The organism is Paenibacillus sp. J22FR83 (assembly GCF_059691955.1).
Genome location: NZ_JCAUAM010000011.1, coordinates 239,856 through 264,274, shown reverse-complemented (window position 1 = coordinate 264,274; position 24,419 = coordinate 239,856). Strand labels below are relative to the sequence as shown.

The following is a 24,419-nucleotide window of genomic DNA, read 5'->3' as shown; positions in this document are numbered from 1 at the left end:
TAAAAATCGACTGTTGTGAAACTAATTTTCATTTTTTACGTCTAAAAGATGTTATGTAGCTTATTATTTGTTATTCTGATAGATGCAAGTTATTAATATATTTATTCTAAAAAAATGCAACCTTATGAGACGCGCTCACGTCTGTAAGATTGCAAGGGGGAGGGATCCCAGTGATAGCACCCGAACTGGTAAGAAAAGCACAAGCCGGTGACCGTGATGCGCTCATTACCCTATTGCGAGAGATTGAGTCTCACGTTTATCGAACGGCTTTTTATATTTTGAATAATGAACAGGATGCGCTTGATGCTTCGCAGGAAGCTCTTCTTCGGATTTATACCAAAATTAATTCCTATGAAGAAAAAGCTTTGTTCAAAACGTGGGTTCAGCGGATTGTTACGAACATCTGCATCGATAAATTTCGCAGAGCGAAGCCAACGGTTTCAATGGATGAGCATGAGATGACTTTTACAGCTGATAATGATGTAGAACAAGAAATATTGACAGGCTACCTCGCTCAGGATATCAGAGAGGCAATTGAAAAGCTTCCCGAACACCATCGCACTGTAGTTGTTCTACGTTATTTGCAAGACTTTTCGTATCATGAAATTGCAGAATCGCTTAACTTACCACTCAATACGGTGAAGTCTTACTTATTCCGAGCTAGACACACCTTACAGTCGTTACTCCAAGATTATCAGAAAGGAGGTGTTCGGGGATGAAATGTCAAGAGGTGATGATGTACATGCAAAGACAGCTAGATGGAGATTTAGCTCCAGAAGAAGAAAATGAGCTGCATGCTCACCTAATGCATTGTTCGGACTGTGCACAGATGTTTGAGCGTCTGCGGGCATTGTCGAACGAATTGTCCCAGCTTCCTAAGGTTACGCCACCTTTTAGTTTGGTTGATGCTATTATGCCGCAACTGCTCCAATTGGATAAGCAAAATGAGGCGAATGCAGCGGACAATGTCGTTGTATTCCCATCGAAGGTTGCAAGGACAGAATTAGAAGAAGACATGCCAAAGCGCACAGGCTTGAGCCGGTTTAAAGATCAGTTCTCGTGGAAATTCGCTAGCGGTGTCGTTGCCGCGGGATTGATTATTGGATTCTTCGCATTTAACTTGGGGAATCCCGTTATCGACAATGCAGACGGAATCATGTCACGCTCAAGCTCGGATAGCAAACCAGCACCTGAGAAGCGTGCAGCTGCAACTTCCCAAGAGAATCAAAGTATAGAGAACAATCAGATTGCAAAAAACCAGGAAAACGCTGGATTAAGTGAAGCAGCACCTGTTGCCCCAACAGCGGATGTGTTTGTAAAAGGAACAGACACAGCTAACACGCCTAGGGATAATGGTGGGAATGCGCCGCAAGCTACTTCCAATGCCCAGTTGGAAAAACCTGGTGCTTATAGTTCACCAGCAAGTGGTGGTGAGTTAAAGACCAACAAGATTTTACCTTCTACCTCGGCTCCTGAGCGATTGAAAGATCCGGAAGTTTCGGTTCCAAAGTCAGATAAGGTTGATCCAATTCCAGAAGTCACAAGTCCGACTGCTAGCTTAAATGTTCCGAAATCGACGTTAGAACCGAAGCCGACAGAGTCTTCCAAGAAAATGGCTCCTGCACCTTCCGTTGATCCATCGAGTTCAGATCGAATAAGTGCAAGTCAAGGTATTCTTTCATTAACAATTCCTCAAGGGGATGTTAAGTTGAAGTCTTCGACGGGTATTTATGAGGCAACGATTGAAGATGCGCACGTGGTCATTCGGCATACACAAACACTTGAGCTCGTATATGCTTCCAAGCATGTTTGGCAGGCAGAGGATCAAATCAAGTTGTTGGAATGGTCGAAGGATGACAAGCTGTTTTACGAGGTAACTAGCAAGGGCGTGCTTCAAACGATTCTGATCGATGTCAAAGAGAAAACTGAAGCCAATAAATAAGCGAATTATTATGCACCAATTTGGCTGACTTGCGTAAACTAACTTAGGGAACAAGGAACAGTTCATTCATCCACACGAGTTAAGGTTTCTAGGGCCTTAAGTCGGTGTTTAAATAGACTGGCGAAGGGATTGCTTCAAAGTCTTCGGGCTTTGACGTAATCCCTTTGTTGTTGTTAAAATAAACAGGAGGGGTGAATGCACGTCATGGATGCCAAAAGAGCATTGAAAGATATACAAGCAGGTCGCCCAGCGCCCGTCTATTTGTGCTACGGACCTGAGAAATATAAAATGCGCGAATTTATTCAGATCTTAACGGATTCACTCATGGGGCCAGAGGATCGGGAATTTGCGGTGAGTAAATTCGATTTGAGTGAAATGTCACTTTCCTCTGCGTTAGATGATGCAGAAACGCTACCTTTTATGGTGCCTAAGAAATTAGTTATTGCTAAAAATGCCTTGTTTTTCACAGGTGCCAAGGAAAACACGAAGATAGAGCACAATATGGATCGTTTAACCGCCTACTTGAAATCACCTGCAGAACATACGATTGTGGTGTTTACGGTTGATGCGGATAAGTTGGACGAGCGTAAGAAAATTGTCAAAGCTCTCAAAGACATGGAAGCCGCTGTGCCATTTCTTTCTTTGAGCCCAGAGGAATTGACACACTGGGTTGCGAAACAAGCGAGCACGTTAGGTTTTGCCTTCTCAGGCGGCGCGGCTGATCAATTAATTCTGTACACAGGCGGGAATTTGCAATCATTATCAGCTGAACTCGAGAAAATTTCATTATTTGTCGGTGCTGAAGGCGTAGCTTCGCCTGATGTTATTGATCAGTTGGTTGCTCGGAGCACGGAGCAGAACGTATTCATCCTTATTGAAGATATCGTGAATGTGAGGTTGGAGCGGGCTTTTGTGATCTTAGAGGAGCTTCTGAAGCAGCGTGAGGAGCCGATCAAAATCGCTGCACTTATCGCCAGACAATTCCGGATCATGTTGCAAGTGAAGGAACTTGGCAAGCAAGGCTATTCGCATCAACAAATGGCTTCACAGATTGGTTTGCATCCATTTGCGGTCAAAGTTGCTGAAGGACAAGCGCGAAAGTACGATGGGGAGAAGCTGAGTCGGATTATGGGCGAGCTGGCTGATCTTGATTTGCAGATGAAAACGGGGAAAATCGATAAAGTGTTAGGCTTGGAACTATTTCTTCTTAGGCTCGCTGCCTAGGAAGAAATTTTGGCGTGAACGGAAAGAAGACTAATTCTCCTAGGAGGATTAGTCTTCTGCTTTATGTCCGTGAATTACGCTTGAGCCGAAAGAGCGTTTAGCTTTTTAGCTAGACGGGACTTCTTGCGGTTAGCGGCATTTTTATGAATTAAACCTTTAGAAGCAGCTTTGTCTAATTTCTTAGAAGCAGAAACTAAAGCTTCAGGGGTCAAAGCTGTTTCGAAAGCTTTCACAGCAGTACGCAAAGCGGACTTGTGGGAAGCGTTACGAAGACGACGCTTTTCGCTAACTTTTACTCGTTTAATAGCGGATTTAATGTTTGGCATGAAATTCACCTCCTACTTACAAAACACGTTCAACGTTACATTTGTATGTTTGCTGACAACTTTAAGTATTCTACCACGCAATATTTCAAATTGCAAGAGCTGTCAATAGGTTTTCAGTGGTCATCAGTAGCTGCTCAGGGCCTCGCTGTCACATTAAGCTCATCCCTCTTTCTCACTTACAGGCTTAAGCACACCCCAGAATCTCCAATAGTCCGATTTCTCCGAACTAATTCACGGATTCTTTCCACAAAGTGATGAATAGTCAGGTTTTGCCGAACTAAATTGCCATTTTTCACACGTGGAGGTAGTTTGAGCTGATTTAGTTGTGTTTTTTCTGACTAATTGTGATTTGATGAGTTGTAAAGGTGATTTAAGTGGGCAAATTCGGACTAATTGTTCAGGTGTATATGTACGCTGCTGTTGTTTACTGTGTCACACTTTAACTCCTCGATTTCACTTCACTTTAGTTCATCACTCCCGCTCACCGGAGCTCCTCTTTTATTGTAACACCTTTCCGTCTATTGCAGATCCTTACCATCTGTTGTAACTCACTTCCGTCTAAATTAGCTCTTTTCCCTCTATAGTAGCTCCTTTTTCCGCTAAAGTAGCTCCTTTCCGCCTATAGCAGCTCGCTTCCGTCTATTGTATCTTCACTTCTCTCTACAGTAGCTCCTCGCTATCACTTCAAGCCCAACCCTCTTTCGCTTTCAGGCTTAAGCCAATCTCAGAATCTCCAATAGTCCGATTTTCCCGAACTAATTCACGGATTCTTTCCATAAAGTGATGAATAGTCAGGTTTTGCCGAACTAAATTGCCATTTTTCACGCGTGGAGGTAGTTTGAGCTGATTTAGTTGTGTTTTTCCTGACTAATTGTGATTTGATGAGCTGGAAAGGTGATTTAAGTGGGCAAATTCGGACTAATTGGAGCAAGTGTAGTAGTAGGAGTGAGTACAGTAAGGGGAGCGAGTGCAGAAGTAGGAGTGAGTACAGTAAGGGGAGCATGTGCAGGAGTAGGAGTAGTGACTGCAGTGGGGGGTAAGTGCAGAAGAAGTAGTGAGTGCAGCTGGAGGAGCGAATGCAGAAGTAGGAGCAAGTGCAGAGGGTGATGGGAGGTCATGAGCGGGCATTTGGTGATTTAGCCACCGGGAGCGCCGAAAAGTTCCCCACACCGTCACAACAATGGCGGCCTGCGAGTCGTATCGACTATCCAAGTATGTATCCTAGCGGCGCCTTTGACTTCGGGAAGAAGCCATTTCTTATCTTCTAGGCGTCTGATGTATTTCCTCGCAGTATCATATCCGTAACGCAACACGTCTTTCACATCGGCGAGCTTAATCGGACGATCCATTCGTAGTGCTAACCGTAGAATATCTCTTTCTTGGCCACTTAACTGACTTGCAGTAGATTCGTGTTCCCCGAACAATCTACCAATAAGCTGCTGGAGCAACGCTTGCCATAGACGCGGACGCTCTCTTATGTCATCTAAACTGATTCGGATGATGATCCAACCGTCATTCACAAGGTGCATATGACGTACCCATTGATTCGAGTATTGCCTTCGATCCAATTTATCATAGTGAGTACCATAGGGATCGATCTCAAGCGCAATGCGGATACCCGCACGAATATACGCGAAATCGAGATATCTTTTCCCATCCGCGAAGTCAACAATCTCATATTCCGGATGAAAATAATGAAAATGCCCAAAAGCGTTCCACCATAGTGAACGTAGAAACTCTTTTTCAGCAAAAGCGTGTCCGGTTTGTAATTTCCTTAGCGCTTCGCCTTTCCTCTTGGCCAAATGGGAATTCAGCCATCGTTGGTGTTCGCAGTCAAATTGATTCAAGGTTATTTCAGCACACTCCTTCGAAAATAAAAATAGCGCCGCTTCCACAACTCTAGTGAGAAGTAGAAACGGCGCATGCTTTGCGTGAGATTAGTATTATCAGTTGAAATGAGCATAACATTTTCATGCGTTTTTTATAAACATTAACAATTACCCGGCTGGGTATGAGGGTGAGGAAACTAAGGCTTCCCATCTCTGTATAACGCCGCGGTAACTGTCGCACAATATGCAATACAGCGCAAGTATGAAAGGGGACCTCCAATGGATTTAGGCATGTTTAACACACAGACCGATCTTGCACTTGATGCAAGGGATATGGCCCATGCAGCCAATCAGGGGCAACCGATTCCAGGTATTGAACAGGAGTTCACACGGGAAAACGGGATTCGCGTAACCAAAATTAACGTACTAAACGAAGAAGGCTCCAAAGCGCTTGGTAAGCTTTTGGGTCATTATATAACGATTGAAGTACCTGCACTGCGGGAGAAGGACAGCCAGCTTCAAGATCGCGTTGCGACGAAGCTTGCTCAGGAGTTTGAGCAGTTTTTAAAACAAATTGGCATTCCCAAAAATGCGAAAGCGCTGATTATCGGACTGGGCAATGGGAATGTGACGCCCGATGCGCTAGGACCTCTTGTCGTTGAGAATGTCATGGTGACGCGGCATTACTTTGAGCTGGTGCCGGAAGATGTGAGTCCAGGCTATCGAGCCGTGAGTGCCGTTGCACCTGGAGTACTTGGTACGACGGGGATAGAAAGCAGCGATATCGTGCAAGGGATTGTGGACAAATCCAAACCGGATTTCATCATCGCGATAGATGCGCTTGCTTCCAGATCCTTGGATCGTGTTAATACGACGATACAGATCGCGGATACCGGCATCCATCCAGGTTCAGGCATTGGTAACAAGCGCAAAGGTTTGACGAAGGAACAGCTAGGCATCCCTGTTATTGCAATTGGTGTTCCAACGGTCGTATATGCCTCGACTATTGTGAATAATGCCTTTGACCTTATGCAGAAGCATTTCAGCGGTCAGACGAGCAATACGGGGCAGATCTTTGGACTTCTGGATAATATCAACGAAGATGAACGGCTTCAACTAGTGAAAGAGGTACTAAACCCCGTAGGGCATGATCTGCTCGTTACACCGAAGGAGATTGACCAGTTTATTGAGGATATTGCCAATATCATCGCCAGCGGCTTAAATGCGGCCTTACATGACGCGGTAGATGTCGATAACGTGGCTGCCTATACCCATTAATGAAACGAAAGAACTGAGCCTACTAATGTGGGTCAGTTCTTTTTGGCATTCGCATCTTCCCAAATCGGGAAGCTTGGTTTCCTCTCCTTTTCTATTAAAAAAATCTAGCGAAAACTAGTTCTATCGTTCGGGCTCGTTTCATAGATTGAATTAAGATAGTTTAGGAGGATGGGTAACTATGAAATGGACATCAGCCACATGGAATTTCAGCCAAGTTCGCAAAACCTTTCAGAGCGCCAGTTCCGTCGGGAAAACGTTTATTGTTCTCAGCACCTCGACCTTAGCTCTATTCGTACTCATTGGTCTGGGTGGCGTCCTACAAAGCCGATTAATGTCTACATCGCCTGTTTCATCCATGAAAGGTCTTGCCGCATCTGTCACGAATCAGTTTTTTATCGATATGTTGGGTATGGAAGTCCCTCATTTAAATAAGGATCAGAAAAAGTTCACTTTCTCCCAACACAACGTGTTTCATTTCGCTTTTCAAATGATGACAGATATTAATCCGAGTGATCCCAAGAGCTTAGTCGCAAGTGAAGTGCCGGGCATGGAGTTAAATAAGTCGACGGTATTGGTAAGAGGGAGCGAAACGAATCCGAGTGCCCCCTATGATCTCAACCCGATATCCAAAGATTTGGAAGCAGAAGCTAAGTTTCCACAGCCAACTGCGGCAGCGACCGTGGAGCCCACGCCAATTAACGCGGCTTCCCCTTCGCCCAATGCCGTTGCACAACCACCAAAAACAGCTGGCGATAACATTGCTTTTATCTATCAAACGCACAGCAATGAGTCCTTCCTACCAGAGCTTAAAGGTGTAACAGATCCAGATAAAGCCTACAGTGATAAAGTGAATATCATCTCCGTTGGGCAACGGTTAGCTCAGAATTTAGAGAGAGATGGCATTGGTGCTGTGCATTCTTCGACGGTTTACCCTAGCACGGTCAAAGGTTTTGAATATCCATATTCCTACAAATATTCGGCCAAAACGCTTCAAGAAGCGATGACTTCGCATAAGGATTTGCAGTATTTCTTCGATATACATCGCGATTCGGCAGCTCGAAGCAAGACAACAGCCACAATTGAAGGCAAGGATGTCGCACAGGTGTATTTTATCATCGGAGGAAAAAATCCAAACTGGAAAAAGAATGAGGAATTTGCTAGAAAAATTCATCAAGTGTTGGAAGAGAAGCACCCTGGCGTCTCGAAAGGGATCCATGCCAAAGAAGCAAGCGAGGGCAACGGTTTGTACAACCAGAACATATCGCCAAATAGTATTTTGATCGAGGTGGGAGGGCCATACAATACCCTCGAAGAATGCTACCGAACGACTGATTGGTTGGCAGAAGCGATTTCCGAAGTGATTTTGAATGCGAAAAAAGTCGATGCACCGGTTACTACACCTAAAACTTCGTAAACGAGCCAAGATTGAAGGAGGGAATGAAATGAGGCTGAGGCACTTTTATATCAAGGTTGGTTTGTTTGGACTCTTGCTGTTGTTTTGTATCTTGTTCGGCGTTAGTCTGGCATCCAGCGGCATGGAACGAATAGAAGGTCCTCAGCCTTCCTCCAAAGCAACCGTACAAGCGGCGCCAACCAAAGTGCCGGGCAAAATAACATCTACAGCGACAACGTCAAACGTGGCAAAAGCAACACCGACTCCTGCAGTGAAAGACACGGCAACGAAAGCTAAGCAACCTACTGAACAGCATGCAGATCCTATTGCTATTCAAGACCATTCGTTAAACCGTGTCGGGAATAAATTAGGTGATCTTTTACAGATAACTGCGCATCATGGCATTAAATTGTTTATTTCTTTATTCGATGCCGTTTTGGGCAAAGGATAGGTGTGCATTGCTCCGACTTCCCACAACTGCTATAATGAAAATTATTTGCATGTAGTGGGGGTTAGTCTTTAGCATGACGGACATTCGAGAAAGACAACAAAGAATTCGCAACTTTTCAATTATCGCTCATATCGATCACGGTAAATCAACACTAGCTGATCGTATTCTGGAATATACAGGTGCATTGTCTTCACGTGAGATGCAAGAGCAAGTTCTCGACCAGATGGATCTGGAGCGTGAACGTGGGATTACGATTAAACTTCAAGCGGTGAGATTGGCTTACCGCGCTGATGATGGTGTTGATTACATTCTTAACTTGATTGATACACCAGGACACGTAGACTTTACCTATGAGGTATCCCGAAGTCTTGCTGCATGTGAAGGGGCATTGCTAGTTGTCGATGCTGCGCAAGGTATTGAAGCACAAACACTAGCGAACGTATATCTAGCACTGGAAAATAATTTGGAAATATTACCTGTCATTAATAAAATCGATTTACCAAGCGCAGACCCGGATAAAGTAAAACAAGAGGTTGAAGACGTAATCGGACTTGACGCTAGTGATGCTGTTCTTGCTTCAGCTAAGGCTGGAATCGGGATTAAAGAAATTATTGAGCAAATTTGTTTGAAGGTACCGGCTCCACAGGGTGATCCTGACGCTCCATTGAAGGCTTTGATTTTCGACTCCCATTACGATAGTTACAAAGGTGTTATCGTGTACGTGCGTGTTGTCGATGGTTCAATTAAAGCTGGTTCCAAAATTAAAATGATGGCGACGAATAAGGTATTCGAAGTTATCGAAGTTGGTGCGTTCAAACCGAGAATGTCATCCGTTCCTTCCCTAGAGGTCGGAGATGTTGGTTTTATCGTTGCCGGCATTAAAAATGTGGGAGACACCCGTGTCGGTGACACGGTAACGGATGCAAACCGTCCTTCCGTTGAACCGCTTCCAGGTTATCGTCGCATTAATCCCATGGTATTCTGTGGTCTTTATCCAATTGAAACGACTGACTACAACGATCTTCGTGAAGCGTTGCAAAAGCTTGAACTTAATGATGCTTCCTTGCGCTTCGAGCCTGAAACATCAACAGCATTGGGCTTCGGCTTCCGTTGCGGATTCTTGGGCCTCCTGCATATGGATGTCATACAAGAGCGTATCGAACGTGAATTTAACATTCCGTTAATTACAACGGCACCAAGCGTTATTTATCGCGTTACATTAACGAATGGCGATGTTATCGAGATCGATAACCCGTCGAACTATCCAGATCCGCAGCGAATTGACTTCGTGGAAGAGCCTTATGTGAAAGCTTCCGTTATCGTACCGAACGATTATGTAGGCACGATCATGGAGCTTTGCCAAGGCAAGCGCGGCGAATATTTGAACATGGAGTACTTGGACACGAACCGTGTGACATTGACTTACGAGATTCCACTCTCGGAGATCGTTTATGATTTCTTCGATATGTTGAAATCACGGACGAAGGGCTATGCTTCCTTTGACTATGAAGTGTGTGGTTACAAGAAATCCAATCTCGTTAAAATGGACATCTTGCTTAATTCCGAGCAGGTGGATGCCCTTTCCTTCATCGTTCACCGTGATACCGCGTATCACCGCGGCAAAATCATTTGTGACAAGCTGAAGGAACTGATCCCGCGGCAAATGTTCGAAGTGCCGATTCAAGCGGCAATCGGACAAAAGATCGTGGCGCGTGAGACGGTTAAAGCGATGCGTAAGAACGTACTTGCGAAGTGTTACGGTGGTGACATTTCTCGTAAGCGTAAATTGTTAGACAAGCAAAAAGAAGGTAAAAAACGCATGAAGCAAGTCGGTAGTGTAGAAGTGCCGCAAGAAGCGTTCATGGCGGTTTTGAAAATCGACGAATAGATGTTAGAACGAGAAAGCTGGGGTGGCAGCGTACGCTGTCCCTTGGCTTTTTCCAATTCGCAAGCTAGTAGAAAGGAATACCCTTATGTTAGTTACTTATACAACGCCTACAGCGGTGTACATCCATATCCCTTTTTGCACGAATAAATGTCATTATTGCGACTTCAACTCGTATGTGCTCAAGGGCCAACCGGTGATGGAATATTTAGATGCGCTTGAGCGCGAAATGGAGCTTACTGTGAGAAGTCATCCACCACAGAAGGTGGAGACGATCTTCGTCGGAGGGGGAACGCCTACGGTGTTGCTTCCTGATCAAATGGAACGCTTCTTACGCATCGTACGTACTTATTTCCCAGCAGACAGTACGGAAGTGGAATTCTCCATGGAAGCCAACCCTGGAACAACGGATGAGGATAAGCTCGCAGTTATGAAAGCAGGCGGTGTGAATCGCATCAGTTTCGGTGTGCAATCTTTTAACAATGAAATTTTAGCGGCAATTGGCCGTATTCATAATACAGATGATGTGCATAGAAGCATTGCGAATGCCAAGAAGCTGGGCTTTGATAACTTATCTATTGACCTCATGTTCGGGTTGCCCAAGCAAACGGTTGATATTATGCAAGCCACATTAGATGAGGCCCTGTCGCTCGATTTGCAGCACTACTCCATTTATAGCTTGAAAGTAGAAGAAAACACGTTATTTCACACTTTGTTTAATAAAAATCAATTGCCGCTCCCAAGTGAAGATGAAGAAGTCGATATGTATGAGCTCATCATGAAAAGGTTGGAGGGGGCAGGTTACAAGCAGTATGAGATCAGTAACTTCGCTAAACCGGGCCGCGAAAGCAGGCACAACACGATGTATTGGCGTAATCGTTCCTATTATGGCCTAGGAGCTGGTGCTCATGGTTATATGAATGGGCAGCGACACGTTAACGTAAAAGGCATTCAACCCTACATTGATGCAACCAAAAACGGTTTGCCAATTATGGAGCAATTCGGGGTGACGCCTCAAGAAGCGATGGAAGACTTCATGATGGTCGGATTACGACTACTAGAAGGTGTGCGAAAACAAGATTTCATCGATCAGTTTGGAGAGACCATTGAAACCCACTTTGGAGATACCTTACAGGGCTGGATCAACAAGAAGCTGATTGAACAAACACCAGAAGGCTATCGGTTATCCAAACACGGCATTTTGTTAGGAAATGAAGTCTTTGCCTCATTCTTAAGCTAAACTGAATTAACGCAAAAAATGCTTGTGCATTTATACGTTTCGTTGTATATTTATTCATGAATCCACAAGCGAAACAGCGGAAAGCCGCAGGGCGCTAGCGTGGCTTTTATGCATTTTTGTGTGATTGGTGGGTGAGAGAAGCATGAATACATCAACTACGGTGTCGGTAAGAAAAGCTTTGGTGGATGATATCGATAAGCTTTATGAAATTATACAAGGGTATGCCAAACAGGGCATCATGCTGCCGCGGAGCAGGGAAATGCTCCTAGATCAAATTGATACGTTTGTTGTCGCTGAATTCGATGGCTTATTAATAGGCTGCGGTTCATTGACGAGGCTGGGGCCAGATCTTGTTGAGATTCGCTCACTTGGAATGACGCCTGGTTACAAAGGTCAAGGGATCGGCGGTAAGCTAGTTGATTTCTTAGTTGAAGAGGCTAGAAGCCAAGGAATTACCAAAGTTATGGCACTTACTTATGAAGTGGCTTTCTTCCAAAAAAACGGCTTTACACTCGTTCCGAAGGAGATTTTCCCAGAGAAAGTTTGGAGAGACTGCATGCATTGTAAAAAACAGTATTGCTGCGATGAAATCGCCGTACTTAAACGTTTGGATTGACTTGACAACAGACCTTAGGGTCTGTTATTTTTGTATTAGGATTTAGCACTCACTAAATACGAGTGCTAACGATGATGATAAATAGTGAGAAGTGAGGAGGAGGGGTACTCATGTTGACAGAGCGCCAGCGCATGATTTTAAGTGCAATCATTGATGATTACGTTCGTTCAGCGGAGCCAATTGGTTCGCGAAGTATTTCGAAACGTGGGAATGTTGGGTTTAGTCCAGCAACCATACGTAACGAAATGTCTGATCTCGAAGAAATGGGTTATCTAGAGCAGCCTCATACGTCCGCAGGTCGTATTCCTTCGCACAAAGGTTATCGCTATTATGTCGATCATTTGCTCCAGCACGGTTCCTTGCATAGTCATGATTTGGACTCCATGAAAGGGGCTTTCGCAGAGCGTATTCAAGAGATGGAAGGTGTTATTCAGCACGTTGCTGGCATGCTTTCTAGCCTTACGAATTACACGTCTATCGTGCTCGGTCCTGAGGTTTTTAGTACGACATTGAAGCATATCCAAATCATTCCGATCTCGGAAACAACAGCTGTTGCGATTCTAGTGATGAATACGGGTCATGTTGAAAATAAGACAGTAACGATACCCGAAGGAATGCCAATGTCGGAAATCGAGAAGGTCGTTAATATACTGAACACGAGGCTTAAGAATGTGCCACTGGTTCAGTTTAAATCGAAGCTTTACAATGAGATTTCTAATGAGTTAAGCAAATATGTCACTGGCTATCAAGAGCTTCTTGGTTTGGTGGAAAGCGTGCTTCAAAGTGATGAGAAGGACCGTGTTTTCCTTAGCGGGATGACGAATATGCTCACACAGCCTGAATTCAAGGATGTGGAGAAAGTGAAGAGCATTTTTGATCTGTTGGAAGAAGCACCAACCCTTATCAAGTTATTTACGCCATCAAATGAAGGCATTGAGATTAAAATTGGTGCTGAGAATAGCATTGAAGCGATATCGAATTGTAGTTTAATTACAGCTTCCTATTCCATTGGCGGTACACCGCTTGGAACGATTGGTATTTTGGGACCTACTCGCATGGAATACGGCAGAGTCATAGGCTTAATGGAGCATCTATCGAAGCATATGGAATTGGTCCTAGGACGATGGTATGGCAAATGACAGGAGTCAAACCCATGCACGGTGAGAGCGAAGAACGGTACTCCACGTTAGTGAATAATGCCGCGGCTGTTCGGGCGATTTGTTCGGCAGTTGAAGGAACTTTAGGTCCTAAAGGGCTAGATACGATGCTAGTTGGCGGCCAAGGCGATGTTATTATAACCAACGATGGTGTAACCATATTGGAACAAATGGATGTGACCCATCCAGCAGCAAGATTAATGATTCAGGTTGCTCGTAGTCAACAACGCCAGATTGGCGATGGGACAACGACAGCAACGGTCCTTGCAGGAGCGATGGTGCAAGAAGGTGTCGCGCAAGTTACACGCGGGGTACCTGTTGCCAAGGTAGTCACTGGCATGCTACAGGGTATCGAGTTGGCCGTAGCAAGTCTAGAAGGCCGCAGTCGCAAGATCGCAGGTCTTACGGATCGCGCGTTGCAGCGGATTGCTTATACGGCGGGGCGCGAGCAAACCGATATTGCTAAGCTCATCATTCAAGCGGCCGAAGCCGTCGGTGAGGCGAAATTGCGCGAAGAGGGCTATCGCTTCGCGGATAGCGTGCTCGCACATGAAGAAGCGAGCAGTGAAGTGTGGACCGGCATTCTGCTGAATGGGAAGCCGATGAACTTGCATCCGGTGCAGGAGCGCCACGATGCCCGGATTCTCGTGCTGCATGATGCCCTGGAGCCTGAGGTGGTCAGCGAGGAATCGCTGGTCACCGAGGCAGGCTTCCAGCGCTACATGCAGCTCCGGGAGATCTTCCGCAGCTCGCTCGGCGCGCTGCTGGATCTCGGCGTCGGTCTGATTGCCTCAGACCGCGGGGTTGACCCTGAGGCGGAGCAGTTCTGCTCCGACCATGGTATTCTCGTGCTGCAGCGGCTGTCCCGCAGGGACCTGCAGCGCTTAAGCGATCACACCGCCGCACGGCCGGTGCGGCGCACGGCGCTGCGCAAGAGCGCGCCGGAGCTCAGCGCTGCGCTCGGTCACGCGGGCTATGCCGCGTATGACGAGCGGCTGGAGCGCGTGCGCGTCGCGCAGGGTCACGGTGAAGGACACGTGACCGTGATCGTAGGTGCCGCGACGCGCGAAGCGGCGCATGAGCGCTCGCGCATCGCGAAGGACGCTGCGTCAGCCGTCCAAGCCGCCGTGCGCGGCGGGTACTTGCCTGGCGGCGGCGCAGCGGAGATGGCCGTCGCGCATGATCTGGAGCGTGTGCGCGAGACAATGAAGGGCATGGAGGGTTTTGGTGTGGCTGCTGTCGCAGGCGCACTGCGCAAGCCGTTGTCCCAAATCGTCGTGAATGCAGGCTACAACCCGCTCGAGAAGGTTGAAGAACTGAAAGCGGCTCAGCTTGCGCAGGATACGGACAGCCTAGGTATCGACTGTGATACAGGGATGATTACGGATTTTGTGGAAGCGGGAATCATGGATCCGACAGATGTGAAAATTCACGCTCTGCAAGCGGCTGGTGAAGTAGCTGCCGCGGTGCTGCGTATCCATACAGTGATTAAGATGAAACAGCCTTTTGAAGAGAACTAAAGATGGGTAAACTAAGCGCAATTGAGTCGATTGGTCGTATGATGGTTAAATAACTGTGTATTATGTTTAGGAGGTGAAGGACAATTGAGTACTGGAGATAACAAAACAGTCGAGCAAGACATTGACACTACATACGCAGCCGACAACGAAGCAACAACTGAAGAAGTTGGAGCAGAAGTTTCCGAGGATGCAGCAGTATCTAGCGAATTGGAACAGGCGCGTGTGCAAGCAGAAGAAAACTATCAGCGTTTATTACGCGTTCAAGCGGACTTCGACAACTTCCGTCGCCGTGCAAGAGCGGAGAAGGAAGATTTCGCGAAATATGCTTCGGTTAAATTGATTGAGCAGCTATTACCGATTGTGGATAACTTTGATCGTGCGCTGTCTTCAAGCAAAGAGACGAAGGATTTCGACGCATTAGTGAAGGGCTTGGATATGACATATCGCGGTTTGGATCAAGTATTATCTGCTGAAGGGCTTAAACCAATCGAAGCAGTAGGCCAACCGTTCAATCCTGAATTCCATCAAGCTGTGATGCAAGTGGAATCTGAGGACCATGAAGAAGGTATCGTCGTAGAAGAATTGCAAAAAGGCTATATTCTAAAAGATAAAGTCATCCGACCAGCAATGGTTAAAGTTAGCGTATAAGTCTAATTTTGATCACGAAGTAGTCCAAGAAGCTTTTTCGACATCGAATATTGAATTCAGCCGGAAATTCCGGTGCTCACGTAGTTTACACTACGCTCCGCTCCTCATTTCCTAGCTTCTTTCAATCTTCTCGGTGCTGAAAACTAGACTAAAGGATCTTATTTCTTCTAATAAAACTAATGACGTCCCTAGGGGACATAAGGAGGCATCTTTACAATGAGTAAAGTAATTGGTATTGACTTAGGTACTACGAATTCATGCGTTGCCGTTATGGAAGGCGGAGAAGCAGTTGTCATTCCAAATCCAGAAGGTAACCGCACAACGCCATCCGTTGTAGGTTTCAAGAAAGATGGCGAGCGTGTTGTTGGTGAAACAGCAAAGCGTCAAGCAATCACAAACCCAGACAAAACAATCTCTTCCATCAAGCGTCACATTGGTACGAACCACAAAGAGAACATTGATGGCAAAGATTACACGCCACAAGAGATCTCTGCAATCATCCTGCAAAAGCTAAAAGCGGATGCGGAAGCTTACCTTGGTCAAACGGTTACACAAGCGGTAATTACAGTTCCTGCATACTTCAATGACAGCCAACGTCAAGCGACGAAGGATGCTGGTAAAATTGCTGGTCTTGAAGTTCTTCGTATCGTCAATGAGCCAACTGCAGCAGCACTTGCTTACGGTTTGGAAAAAACAGAAGACCAAACGATTCTCGTTTATGACCTTGGTGGCGGTACATTTGACGTATCTATCCTTGAACTTGGCGACGGATTCTTCGAAGTTAAAGCAACAAGCGGCGACAACAAATTGGGTGGAGATGACTTTGACCAAGTCATTATCGATTACCTCGTTGCCGAATTCAAAAAAGAGCAAGGCATCGATCTTTCCAAAGATAAAGCAGCTGTTCAACGTTTGAAAGATGCAGCTGAAAAAGCGAAAAAAGAACTTTCCGGTGTTTTGACTACAACTGTTTCCCTTCCGTTCATCACGGTAGCAGACGGCGTTCCTCAGCATTTGGAGTTGAACTTGACTCGTGCGAAGTTCGAAGAATTGTCAGCTGGTCTTGTTGAAAGAACATTAGGACCAACTCGTCAAGCACTTCAAGATTCCGGTTTGTCCACAAGCCAAATCGACAAAGTTGTTCTTGTTGGTGGATCCACACGTATTCCAGCGGTTGTAGAAGCGATCAAAAAATTAATCGGTAAAGAGCCTCACAAAGGTGTTAACCCGGATGAAGTAGTTGCGCTTGGAGCAGCTGTTCAAGCTGGTGTCTTGACTGGTGAAGTGAAAGACGTTGTCCTTCTTGACGTAACACCACTTTCCCTTGGTATCGAAACAGCAGGCGGTGTGTTCACGAAAATGATCGACCGCAACACAACGATTCCGACAACGAAATCACAAGTGTACTCCACTTATGCAGATAACCAAACTAGCGTTGAAATTCACGTGCTTCAAGGTGAGCGTTCCATGGCTAGCGGTAACAAAACACTAGGCCGTTTCATGCTTGGTGACATTCCTCCAGCTCCACGTGGCGTACCGCAAATCGAAGTTAGCTTCGATATCGATGCGAACGGTATCGTTAACGTATCTGCTTTGGATAAAGGAACAGGCAAAAGCCAAAAAATCACCATCACTTCCTCCAGCGGTTTGAGTGACGCTGAAGTTGAACAAATGGTGAAAGACGCCGAAGCACATGCGGAAGAAGACCGTGCACGTAAAGAGCTTGTAGAAGCTCGTAACGAAGCGGATCAATTGGTATACTCCGTTGACAAAACGATCAAAGATCTTGGTGATAAAGTAGATCAAGGTGAGATCGACAAAGCTAATGCAGCGAAAGAGAAAGTTACAGCAGCTCTTGCTGGAAACGATCTGGAAACAATTAAAGCTGCAACTGCAGAATTGACAGAAGTGATTCAACAACTTTCTGTTAAATTATATGAGCAAGCTTCGCAAGATCAAGGCCAAGGTCCTGATGCTGGCGCAGGTGAAGCTCCTAAAGGCAGAGAAAATGTTGTCGATGCTGACTACGAAGTGGTTGACGAACCTAAAAAATAAACATATTCTAACTTAATAGAAGTTTAAAGAAATTGTTTAAACACTGTTTGTTAGTATGTATGGAACGTAAGAGTCAAAGCCAAGGGGAGAACTCCGTGGCTTTGACTTTCCGTTTGTAGTCTTGAACATGGGAGTGGAACAAGTGAGTAAACGTGATTATTACGAGGTATTAGGTCTCGGTAAAGATGCTTCACAGGATGAGATCAAGAAAGCTTACCGCAAAATGGCACGTCAATATCACCCTGACGTGAATAAAGCAGCAGATGCTGAAGATAAGTTCAAAGAAGCAAAGGATGCGTACGATGTCCTGAGTGATGATCAGAAGAAAGCTCAGTATGATCAGTTTGGTCACGTAGATCCAAATCAAGGATTTGGCGGCGGTCAAGACTTCGGTGGCGGTTTCGGAGATATCTTTGATATGTTCTTCGGTGGCGGCGGTGGTGGTAATCGTCGTAATCCGAATGCCCCGCAACGTGGTAATGATTTGCAATACACGATGACAGTGGAATTCAAAGAAGCCATTTTCGGTAAAGAAATGGATATCAACATTCCACGAACTGAAAATTGCGATACGTGTCATGGTTCGGGTGCCAAAGCAGGTACAAAACCGGAAACATGTGGCGGCTGTCATGGCAGCGGGCAACAAGAAGTGGTTCAGAATACAGCATTTGGCCGTATTGTGAACCGCCGCGTGTGTACGTCATGTAATGGTTCCGGTAAAATCATCAAAGAAAAATGCGGAACATGTCATGGCGCTGGTAAAGTGAAAAAGACGCGCACCATTCACATCAAGATTCCAGCTGGTGTAGATGATGGCGCTCAACTTCGCGTTTCTGGTGAAGGTGAAAGCGGAACGCGTGGGGGTCCATCTGGTGACCTTTATGTTGTGATTCGCGTGAAAAACCATGAGTTCTTCCAACGTGAAGGTAATGATGTGTACTGTGAAGTGCCATTAACGTTCATGCAGGCTGCGCTTGGAGATGAAATTGAAATTCCAACGTTGACTGAGAAAGTGAAGCTCAAGATTCCAGCAGGTACGCAAACGGATACGTACTTCCGTCTCAAAGGCAAAGGCGTTCCGCATCTTCGCGGCTTCGGTCAAGGGGATCAACACGTGAAAGTCATCGTGATGACACCAACGAACTTGTCCGAAGATCAGAAGGATTTGCTGCGTCAGTTCGGCAAGCAAAGCGGCGAGCATACGCATGAGCAAAGCCAGTCTATCTTTGAACGTATGAAAAGAGCCTTCTTAGGCGACTAGCTCACTATGGCACCTTGTGTGTGTGAATGATAGATGCAATCTATTCATTCATGCGCATGAGGTGCTTTTTACTTTCTAGATGAACGCGAACCCAATGCGGTCAAGTTAGGTGGTGCGGTCAGAACTCAAAAATGCAAAAATACAACCTTTTCTACTGATTTATAGATGAAATTGGAAAATAAGTGCAAATAGACAACTTTTTTAACGTATTTCATCCTTATCTCCTGAAATCACTCCAAATTGATGCCTATTTGCATCAATTTCCAATAGTTGCGAGGGAACCCCGTTCGAAAAGTGCTCTTTTGCATTTTTGAGAGGGGGGCGGGTTCTTCATACCAGCATCGCGCGTAGAACGTCGTCACCTCATAGATTTGACAGCAGCCAAGTGGCAAATCTCGCACATTAGAATGATGCCCCCTGTTTATCATCGCTTAATAAATCCTACCATTTTTACAAAACCTCCATATAATTTTGACGTTCTCCAAATCTATGAGCTTTATGCTAATAAGGTGAAATACTATTTTTGGAGGGAAAACATTTGAAAAAAGCGTTGAAGCAAATAATGGGTTCAGGAATGGCCGTTTCCTTATTAACACTAAGTTTAGCAGGCACAGTATCAGCTGCAGATTCAACAACATCAGCAACCGCTCCAGCGACGTCTCCTTCTAAAAATTTGATCGTTCTTATCGGCGATGGAATGGGGCCAGCTGAAGTGACAGCTGCTCGTTACTACGCGAAGAAGTTCCTCAATAAAGATCGCCTTGAATTGGATGGCGGTTATTATGTGGGCAAAGCAACTACATACTCGCAAGCGAGTCCTTACACAACAGAGTCAGGTACAGTTACGGACTCAGCCGCAGCGGCTACTGCTTTTTCAACAGGCAATAAAACATACAACAATGCGATCAGTGTATCCAATGGGGATGTAGCTAAGCCATATGCTTCTGTTATTGAAGCAGCGATGAAGCAAGGTAAAGCAACTGGTTTAGTATCAACGGATAATATTACGGGTGCAACTCCTGCCGTATGGGCGTCACATGTTCGCCAGCGCAGCAACCAGAACGCCATTGCTTCGCAATATTTGAACAGTGGTGTCGATGTAATCTTCGGTGGAGGAAAGGTTAACTTCACAACCAAAGAGGAGAAAGGAAAACGTACGGACAAGAATATCATTCCTGATTTTGAAGCAAAGGGCTACCATACAGCTTTTGATAAAAAAGGTTTAGATGCCATCCCGGCAACGGCGGGCAAAGCACTTGGTCTTTTCGCAGACGCCGAAATTCCTTACGTACTTGATCGTGGAGATACGGTACCGTCGTTACCACAATTATCGCAAAAAGCTCTGGATATTTTATCCCAAAATAAAAATGGTTTCGTCTTGCTAGTTGAACAAGGGCGTATTGACCACGCGGGTCATGCGAACGATCTTCCTGCGAATATTCAAGAGATGCTAGAGTTGGATGCTACATTCAAAACACTAGTAGATTGGGCCAAAAAAGATGGTAACACTTCCGTAGTCGTATCGGCCGATCATGAAACAGGTGGTTTGTCCCTTGCAAGAGACAATGTGTATGAATTGAATGTTGATTTGTTCAACAAACAGAAGCATTCGTACGAGTACATTGATGCAATTCTGAAAAAAGCTCAAACGGCAGACGATATTCGCAAAATCGTAGCAGACAATATTGGTTTCACAGATCTATCTGATGAGGAAGTTCAATTGATTCTAAACGGCGATGGCTCATCTTATGGTCGTGGCGGCGGTTACAATGCAGTCGTGTCGAAGCGCTTAGCTGTAGGCTGGACAGGGCATGGGCATACAGGGGTTGACGTTGGTGTTTGGGCGTACGGTCCGATCGCTGCGCTTGTCAAAGGTGATGTAGATAATACGGATATTGCTAAAAGTGGTGCGAAAGTGATCGGTGCTGATTTAGCGGCGGCAACGAAAGAGCTTCAAGATAAATATCTGTACCCGATGTTCAAAGTGACGCGTGATTCCAAAACGTTATTTACGGCAAGATCGTTAGCAGAATCCCTTGACATCCAAGTAGCTTGGGACGAAGCGACAGGTTCAGTAACGTTTACCAAGGATAGTCAGAAGGTGTCCGTGCTAGTGTCATCGGGAGCAATCACAGTGAATGGTACAGCAAGTGCTTGGGTTGGTAACGTAGATAACGGTAAGTTGTACTTGCCACTAGAAGTGTTTAATCAGCTAACAGGTAAAACGTACACTTGGGATTCCTTTAATGAGCGTATTGTGAAAAATTAATCAGTGGAGCAGACGGACATGGGGAGCTCCTTCCCTGTGTCCTCTTTTCTTTTGGAGTCGAATGGGAGTGAGGGGCATAGGGATGATAAGTCTACAAGGAATATCGAAATCTTTCCATCTACAAGGTCAAAATTTGCCTATCTTGCAGGTAGCCCAATGGCAAATTCAGAAAGGCGAAAGAATTGCTCTGATGGGTGCGAGCGGCTGTGGAAAAAGCACACTTTTACATTTGCTTAGTGGCGTCATAACGGCTGATCAAGGAGAAATTTGGGTCGCTGGACGCCCCGTTCATCTTCTCAACGAAAGTAAACGAGATCGCTTTCGGGCGGAGAATATCGGTTATATTTTTCAGGACTTTCATCTTATTGCTTCACTGACAGTTAGGCAAAATATTGAACTCGTTATGCCTCACACCGGTACGAAGCAGGAGAGAAAGATGGTGCTCGACGATTGGTTGGAGCGTGTGGGTTTGCAGGCTCGTGGAAATCATTTACCTTCTCAGCTATCTCGTGGTCAACAGCAACGAGCGGCTATCGTACGAGCGTTAATTACGAAGCCTCCTTTGCTTCTAGCGGATGAACCTACAGGCAGTTTGGATTGGGAGACGGCGAGTGAGATGATGACATTACTGCTTGAGATTTGCAGAGAGGAAAAATTGACTTTACTGACAGTAACGCATGATCGACATATCGCTGAGATGTTCCCCAAACGTGTGTACATGCAAGAACTGAATGAACTTCTTAGGAGTGTTTCCGTATGAAAGTAATTTCTTTGCTTTGGAGTCATATATGGCATCGCAAAACGTTGTCACTCTTAACTATTTGTTCAGTAGCGATTACCGCAGCACTTGTTGTCTTCCTTCTGTTATGCAGCCAAGGCGTGGAGCAAGGTGCTGAGAAAGGCTACGGCCCCTTTGAAGTCACAATTGGAGCTAAAGGCAGCGCCTCACAGCTTGCACTAAATACCTACTACCATATTGGTGCGCCGACGGGCAATATTCCGATGACTGTTCTCGAAGATGTTCGCAAAAATGAATTCGTCGATTCGGCTTATGCGATGACGACGGGTGATAATTATAATGGTTTTCCGATTGTTGGAATGGAGTCCGGTTATTTCTTGACGCGTTATGGTGCTGCCAAACAAATGGCACAAGGGAAGCTCTATAGTAAGCTAGGGGAAGCCATTGTTGGTTCCTATGTGGCAAGCTCAAAGGGTCTTCGTGTAGGAGACACTTTCGCTGGTGCGCATGGGCTTATTCAAGGTTTGGAAGAAGAGGAAGAGGGCGAAGAAGAGGAACATCATCATGCCTTTACCTATACGGTAGTGGGTATATTGCCACCCTTCCACACATCGGATGATCGCGCTGTTTTCACAACTTTGGATTATGCGTGGGCTATTCACGAGAATCAGCCCGACAGGGCGAAAGAAGTTACTTCCATCGTCGTTAAACCGAAATCACTACTAGGAGCCCAGTCAATCAAAACGGTATTCGCACAATACAATAACGTGCAGGCTGTTTATACAAGCAAGGCGATTGCCGATGTTGTCAATGTGGTTGATCAGGGGACACAGGCCGTGAAGTTCGTGACGATGATCTGTATTCTGCTTGCAGCGGGATCCATTCTGCTATCGTTGACTGCTGCGGTACATGAACGTAAGAGAGACGTCGCATTGTTACGACTCATTGGGAAATCCAAGTATTTCATCTGGCTTTCGCTTATTGGTGAAGGTGTTATTCTAACGTGTATTGGTTTAATGTTGGGTCTTGTCGCAGGGCACCTTGGAGGATATCTGAGCCGTGATGTGGTGTTTGCAAATACAGGCCTACAAATACAGGCAGGGGCTTTGGTGCCAGGGGAATCCTTACTCGTAATCGTTACGTTGTTGATCGCGATTGTCGCATCCATCGGGCCCGCCATTCAAGCTTATCGTGTGGATCCCTTGCAATTATTCCGTTCTTGAGGTGAGATAAAGATGAGAAATACACATAGCATCACTGGGTTGAGCTTGTTAGCCTTCGTTATTATGCTTTCGGGTTGTGGGCAAAAGGAAGCCATGCTTTCAGGGCAATCGTTTGGAAGCATCGTCTCGAATGAGACGACTGTCACATCCGTGACACCGAACACACTTGTCCCCTCCAAGGAGACAGTGGAAGTCAAACCTACTGAAACAGCATCCAAAACACCAGATGCAACACCCACTGCAACATCGACTGTAGGTCCAAGCCCAAGCGCTGTTATTCAAAAAGAAGTGGCATCTGCAACGTCTATAGCTGCGTCAACCCTAACGCCAACGCCATCTCCGCAGACGCAGATTGAAAGTAGTAAGACAACACCTGTAGTGGGCGTAACGAAGCCTGCAGAGAGTGTAGCGGCGTCTCCGACGAAACAACCACAACTGTCGAACGAACTCACATGGGATGAGTTTTTCGATTCGGATAAACAAGATACACCTTCTAATAAGTTTTGGGATTTAAATGGGAAAACGGTTCACATCAAAGGCTTTATGGGGGAAGTACTTTCTTTCGATAAACACTGGTTTCTCCTAATTCCTAAACCTGGTGCTGAGTGTCCATTTGATAACGGAGATGAAACGTACTGGAATAAAATTATGATTGTTTATGTGCCTGATTCCATGAAACTCAGGTATACGTCTGGCCCGTTGCAACTAACGGGGAGGCTAGATGTCGGCATTAAACTGGATGAATCGGGTTACAAAACGATGTTCCGTTTATACGATGCTTCTTTTGAGAAAATAAAGGAATAGACGAGATCTGTCTCTTGCATAGAACGATGACCTTTCGCAAATGATAAATGGGGCTATCATGAAAGAAATTAGGAATATTTGGAGGCATAACAACATGAATCAGAAGAACAACAGTCAAGGACAAAGCAATTTACCTGTGGCAAAGCAAGAAGATGTAGAATTTTCAGCGGAAGTAGCAGATAAAGATGATTTTGAAGCTGCTGAGCGCGCGCAAGCGGCGGATGATCGTCAGGAAGGTCAGTAATGGCTGAACGTGGGATTCTTGCCTATTTTCATTCCCCCGAACAAGCGGAAGGTGTTGCTTCCAAACTGAAAGCTTTGCGCGCCTTGGATGTACAGGTTGAACGATTTACGAATAATATCGGCAGTGAAATAGAAATGTCTATGGCAGATAGTATGATTAGTCAAGATCATGAGGTCGATTCAGTAGGACTTGATATTGTATTAGCTGCAGTCATTGACGAGCAGTGTTATGAGCAGGCTATTCGCGTGATCGAAACAGCAGGCGGTTCAGTTTAAATAAGAAGCATCTGTTCCATTGACCTCCAATAAAGAGGGC

Annotated in this window: 22 protein-coding genes; 20 read left to right on the top strand and 2 right to left on the bottom strand. The window is 45.5% G+C overall.

Annotated elements, in window-relative coordinates; translation table 11 throughout:
• The first annotated feature begins 170 nt into the window (after nt 1-170).
• From AC58PV_RS21080 to holA, 3 genes are all read left to right on the top strand, one after another.
• Nucleotides 171-719, top strand: a complete 549-nt coding sequence (locus tag AC58PV_RS21080) for an RNA polymerase sigma factor (protein ID WP_497434348.1) — start codon at nt 171-173, stop codon at nt 717-719.
• Nucleotides 716-1,942, top strand: a complete 1,227-nt coding sequence (locus tag AC58PV_RS21075; RefSeq protein ID WP_497434347.1) for an anti-sigma factor family protein — start codon at nt 716-718, stop codon at nt 1,940-1,942. The genes AC58PV_RS21080 and AC58PV_RS21075 overlap by 4 nt, the downstream gene beginning before the upstream one ends.
• Before the next feature lie 195 nt (nt 1,943-2,137).
• Nucleotides 2,138-3,166: a DNA polymerase III subunit delta gene (gene holA / locus AC58PV_RS21070; protein ID WP_497434346.1), complete on the top strand. Its 1,029-nt coding sequence runs from the start codon at nt 2,138-2,140 to the stop codon at nt 3,164-3,166.
• A gap of 74 nt (nt 3,167-3,240) precedes the next feature.
• On the opposite strand, the gene rpsT is transcribed toward holA, so the two are convergent.
• Together rpsT and AC58PV_RS21060 are read right to left on the bottom strand one after the other, a co-directional pair.
• Nucleotides 3,241-3,492 carry a 30S ribosomal protein S20 gene (rpsT, locus tag AC58PV_RS21065; protein ID WP_056609803.1) on the bottom strand — a complete coding sequence of 84 codons (252 nt, stop codon included), beginning with the start codon at nt 3,490-3,492 and terminating at the stop codon, nt 3,241-3,243.
• Between the two features lie 1,172 nt (nt 3,493-4,664).
• Entirely contained in the window at nt 4,665-5,339 is a 675-nt protein-coding gene (locus AC58PV_RS21060) for a DNA-binding response regulator (RefSeq protein WP_497434344.1), read from the bottom strand.
• Nucleotides 5,340-5,600: 261 nt separating this feature from the next.
• Between AC58PV_RS21060 and gpr the strand changes: the two genes are divergently transcribed.
• The 17 genes from gpr to AC58PV_RS20975 all read left to right on the top strand — a co-directional run bounded on the left by gpr (nt 5,601) and on the right by AC58PV_RS20975 (nt 24,379).
• Nucleotides 5,601-6,599 (top strand): GPR endopeptidase, encoded by a 999-nt coding sequence (gene gpr / locus AC58PV_RS21055; protein ID WP_497434343.1) that lies wholly within the window; start codon nt 5,601-5,603, stop codon nt 6,597-6,599.
• Nucleotides 6,600-6,777: 178 nt separating this feature from the next.
• Complete coding sequence (gene spoIIP, locus AC58PV_RS21050) at nt 6,778-8,013, top strand: stage II sporulation protein P (protein WP_497434341.1); 1,236 nt, start codon at nt 6,778-6,780, stop codon at nt 8,011-8,013.
• A 28-nt stretch (nt 8,014-8,041) separates the two neighbouring features.
• The gene (locus AC58PV_RS21045; RefSeq protein ID WP_497434339.1) at nt 8,042-8,443 is read left to right on the top strand and encodes a DUF3679 domain-containing protein; all 402 of its coding nucleotides are present in this window, start codon (nt 8,042-8,044) and stop codon (nt 8,441-8,443) included.
• Nucleotides 8,444-8,516: 73 nt separating this feature from the next.
• A complete protein-coding gene (gene lepA / locus AC58PV_RS21040; RefSeq protein ID WP_497434337.1) occupies nt 8,517-10,331 on the top strand; it encodes a translation elongation factor 4 in 1,815 nt (604 codons plus the stop codon).
• 85 nt (nt 10,332-10,416) lie between these two features.
• Nucleotides 10,417-11,568, top strand: a complete 1,152-nt coding sequence (hemW, locus tag AC58PV_RS21035; protein ID WP_497434336.1) for a radical SAM family heme chaperone HemW — start codon at nt 10,417-10,419, stop codon at nt 11,566-11,568.
• A 142-nt stretch (nt 11,569-11,710) separates the two neighbouring features.
• Nucleotides 11,711-12,184, top strand: coding sequence for an N-acetyltransferase (locus AC58PV_RS21030; protein ID WP_497434334.1), 474 nt, complete (start codon nt 11,711-11,713; stop codon nt 12,182-12,184).
• Nucleotides 12,185-12,294: 110 nt separating this feature from the next.
• Complete coding sequence (hrcA, locus tag AC58PV_RS21025; RefSeq protein WP_497434333.1) at nt 12,295-13,323, top strand: heat-inducible transcriptional repressor HrcA; 1,029 nt, start codon at nt 12,295-12,297, stop codon at nt 13,321-13,323.
• Nucleotides 13,320-14,861 (top strand): TCP-1/cpn60 chaperonin family protein, encoded by a 1,542-nt coding sequence (locus tag AC58PV_RS21020; RefSeq protein ID WP_497434332.1) that lies wholly within the window; start codon nt 13,320-13,322, stop codon nt 14,859-14,861. Before hrcA ends, AC58PV_RS21020 begins: the two co-directional genes overlap by 4 nt.
• An 84-nt stretch (nt 14,862-14,945) precedes the next feature.
• Nucleotides 14,946-15,509 carry a nucleotide exchange factor GrpE gene (grpE, locus tag AC58PV_RS21015; protein ID WP_497434331.1) on the top strand — a complete coding sequence of 188 codons (564 nt, stop codon included), beginning with the start codon at nt 14,946-14,948 and terminating at the stop codon, nt 15,507-15,509.
• 216 nt (nt 15,510-15,725) lie between these two features.
• Nucleotides 15,726-17,564 carry a molecular chaperone DnaK gene (dnaK, locus tag AC58PV_RS21010; protein ID WP_497434329.1) on the top strand — a complete coding sequence of 613 codons (1,839 nt, stop codon included), beginning with the start codon at nt 15,726-15,728 and terminating at the stop codon, nt 17,562-17,564.
• Between the two features lie 127 nt (nt 17,565-17,691).
• Nucleotides 17,692-18,825 carry a molecular chaperone DnaJ gene (gene dnaJ, locus AC58PV_RS21005; protein ID WP_310499106.1) on the top strand — a complete coding sequence of 378 codons (1,134 nt, stop codon included), beginning with the start codon at nt 17,692-17,694 and terminating at the stop codon, nt 18,823-18,825.
• 538 nt (nt 18,826-19,363) lie between these two features.
• Nucleotides 19,364-21,094, top strand: coding sequence for an alkaline phosphatase (locus AC58PV_RS21000; RefSeq protein WP_497434328.1), 1,731 nt, complete (start codon nt 19,364-19,366; stop codon nt 21,092-21,094).
• Between the two features lie 82 nt (nt 21,095-21,176).
• Nucleotides 21,177-21,854 carry an ABC transporter ATP-binding protein gene (locus AC58PV_RS20995; protein ID WP_497434326.1) on the top strand — a complete coding sequence of 226 codons (678 nt, stop codon included), beginning with the start codon at nt 21,177-21,179 and terminating at the stop codon, nt 21,852-21,854.
• Nucleotides 21,851-23,056: an ABC transporter permease gene (locus AC58PV_RS20990; protein WP_497434325.1), complete on the top strand. Its 1,206-nt coding sequence runs from the start codon at nt 21,851-21,853 to the stop codon at nt 23,054-23,056. Before AC58PV_RS20995 ends, AC58PV_RS20990 begins: the two co-directional genes overlap by 4 nt.
• Before the next feature lie 12 nt (nt 23,057-23,068).
• A complete protein-coding gene (locus AC58PV_RS20985) occupies nt 23,069-23,860 on the top strand; it encodes a hypothetical protein (RefSeq protein ID WP_497434324.1) in 792 nt (263 codons plus the stop codon).
• 94 nt (nt 23,861-23,954) lie between these two features.
• The gene (locus tag AC58PV_RS20980) at nt 23,955-24,104 is read left to right on the top strand and encodes a YfhD family protein (RefSeq protein ID WP_497434323.1); all 150 of its coding nucleotides are present in this window, start codon (nt 23,955-23,957) and stop codon (nt 24,102-24,104) included.
• Nucleotides 24,104-24,379, top strand: coding sequence for a hypothetical protein (locus AC58PV_RS20975; protein ID WP_497434321.1), 276 nt, complete (start codon nt 24,104-24,106; stop codon nt 24,377-24,379). The genes AC58PV_RS20980 and AC58PV_RS20975 overlap by 1 nt, the downstream gene beginning before the upstream one ends.
• Nucleotides 24,380-24,419 lie beyond the last annotated feature (40 nt).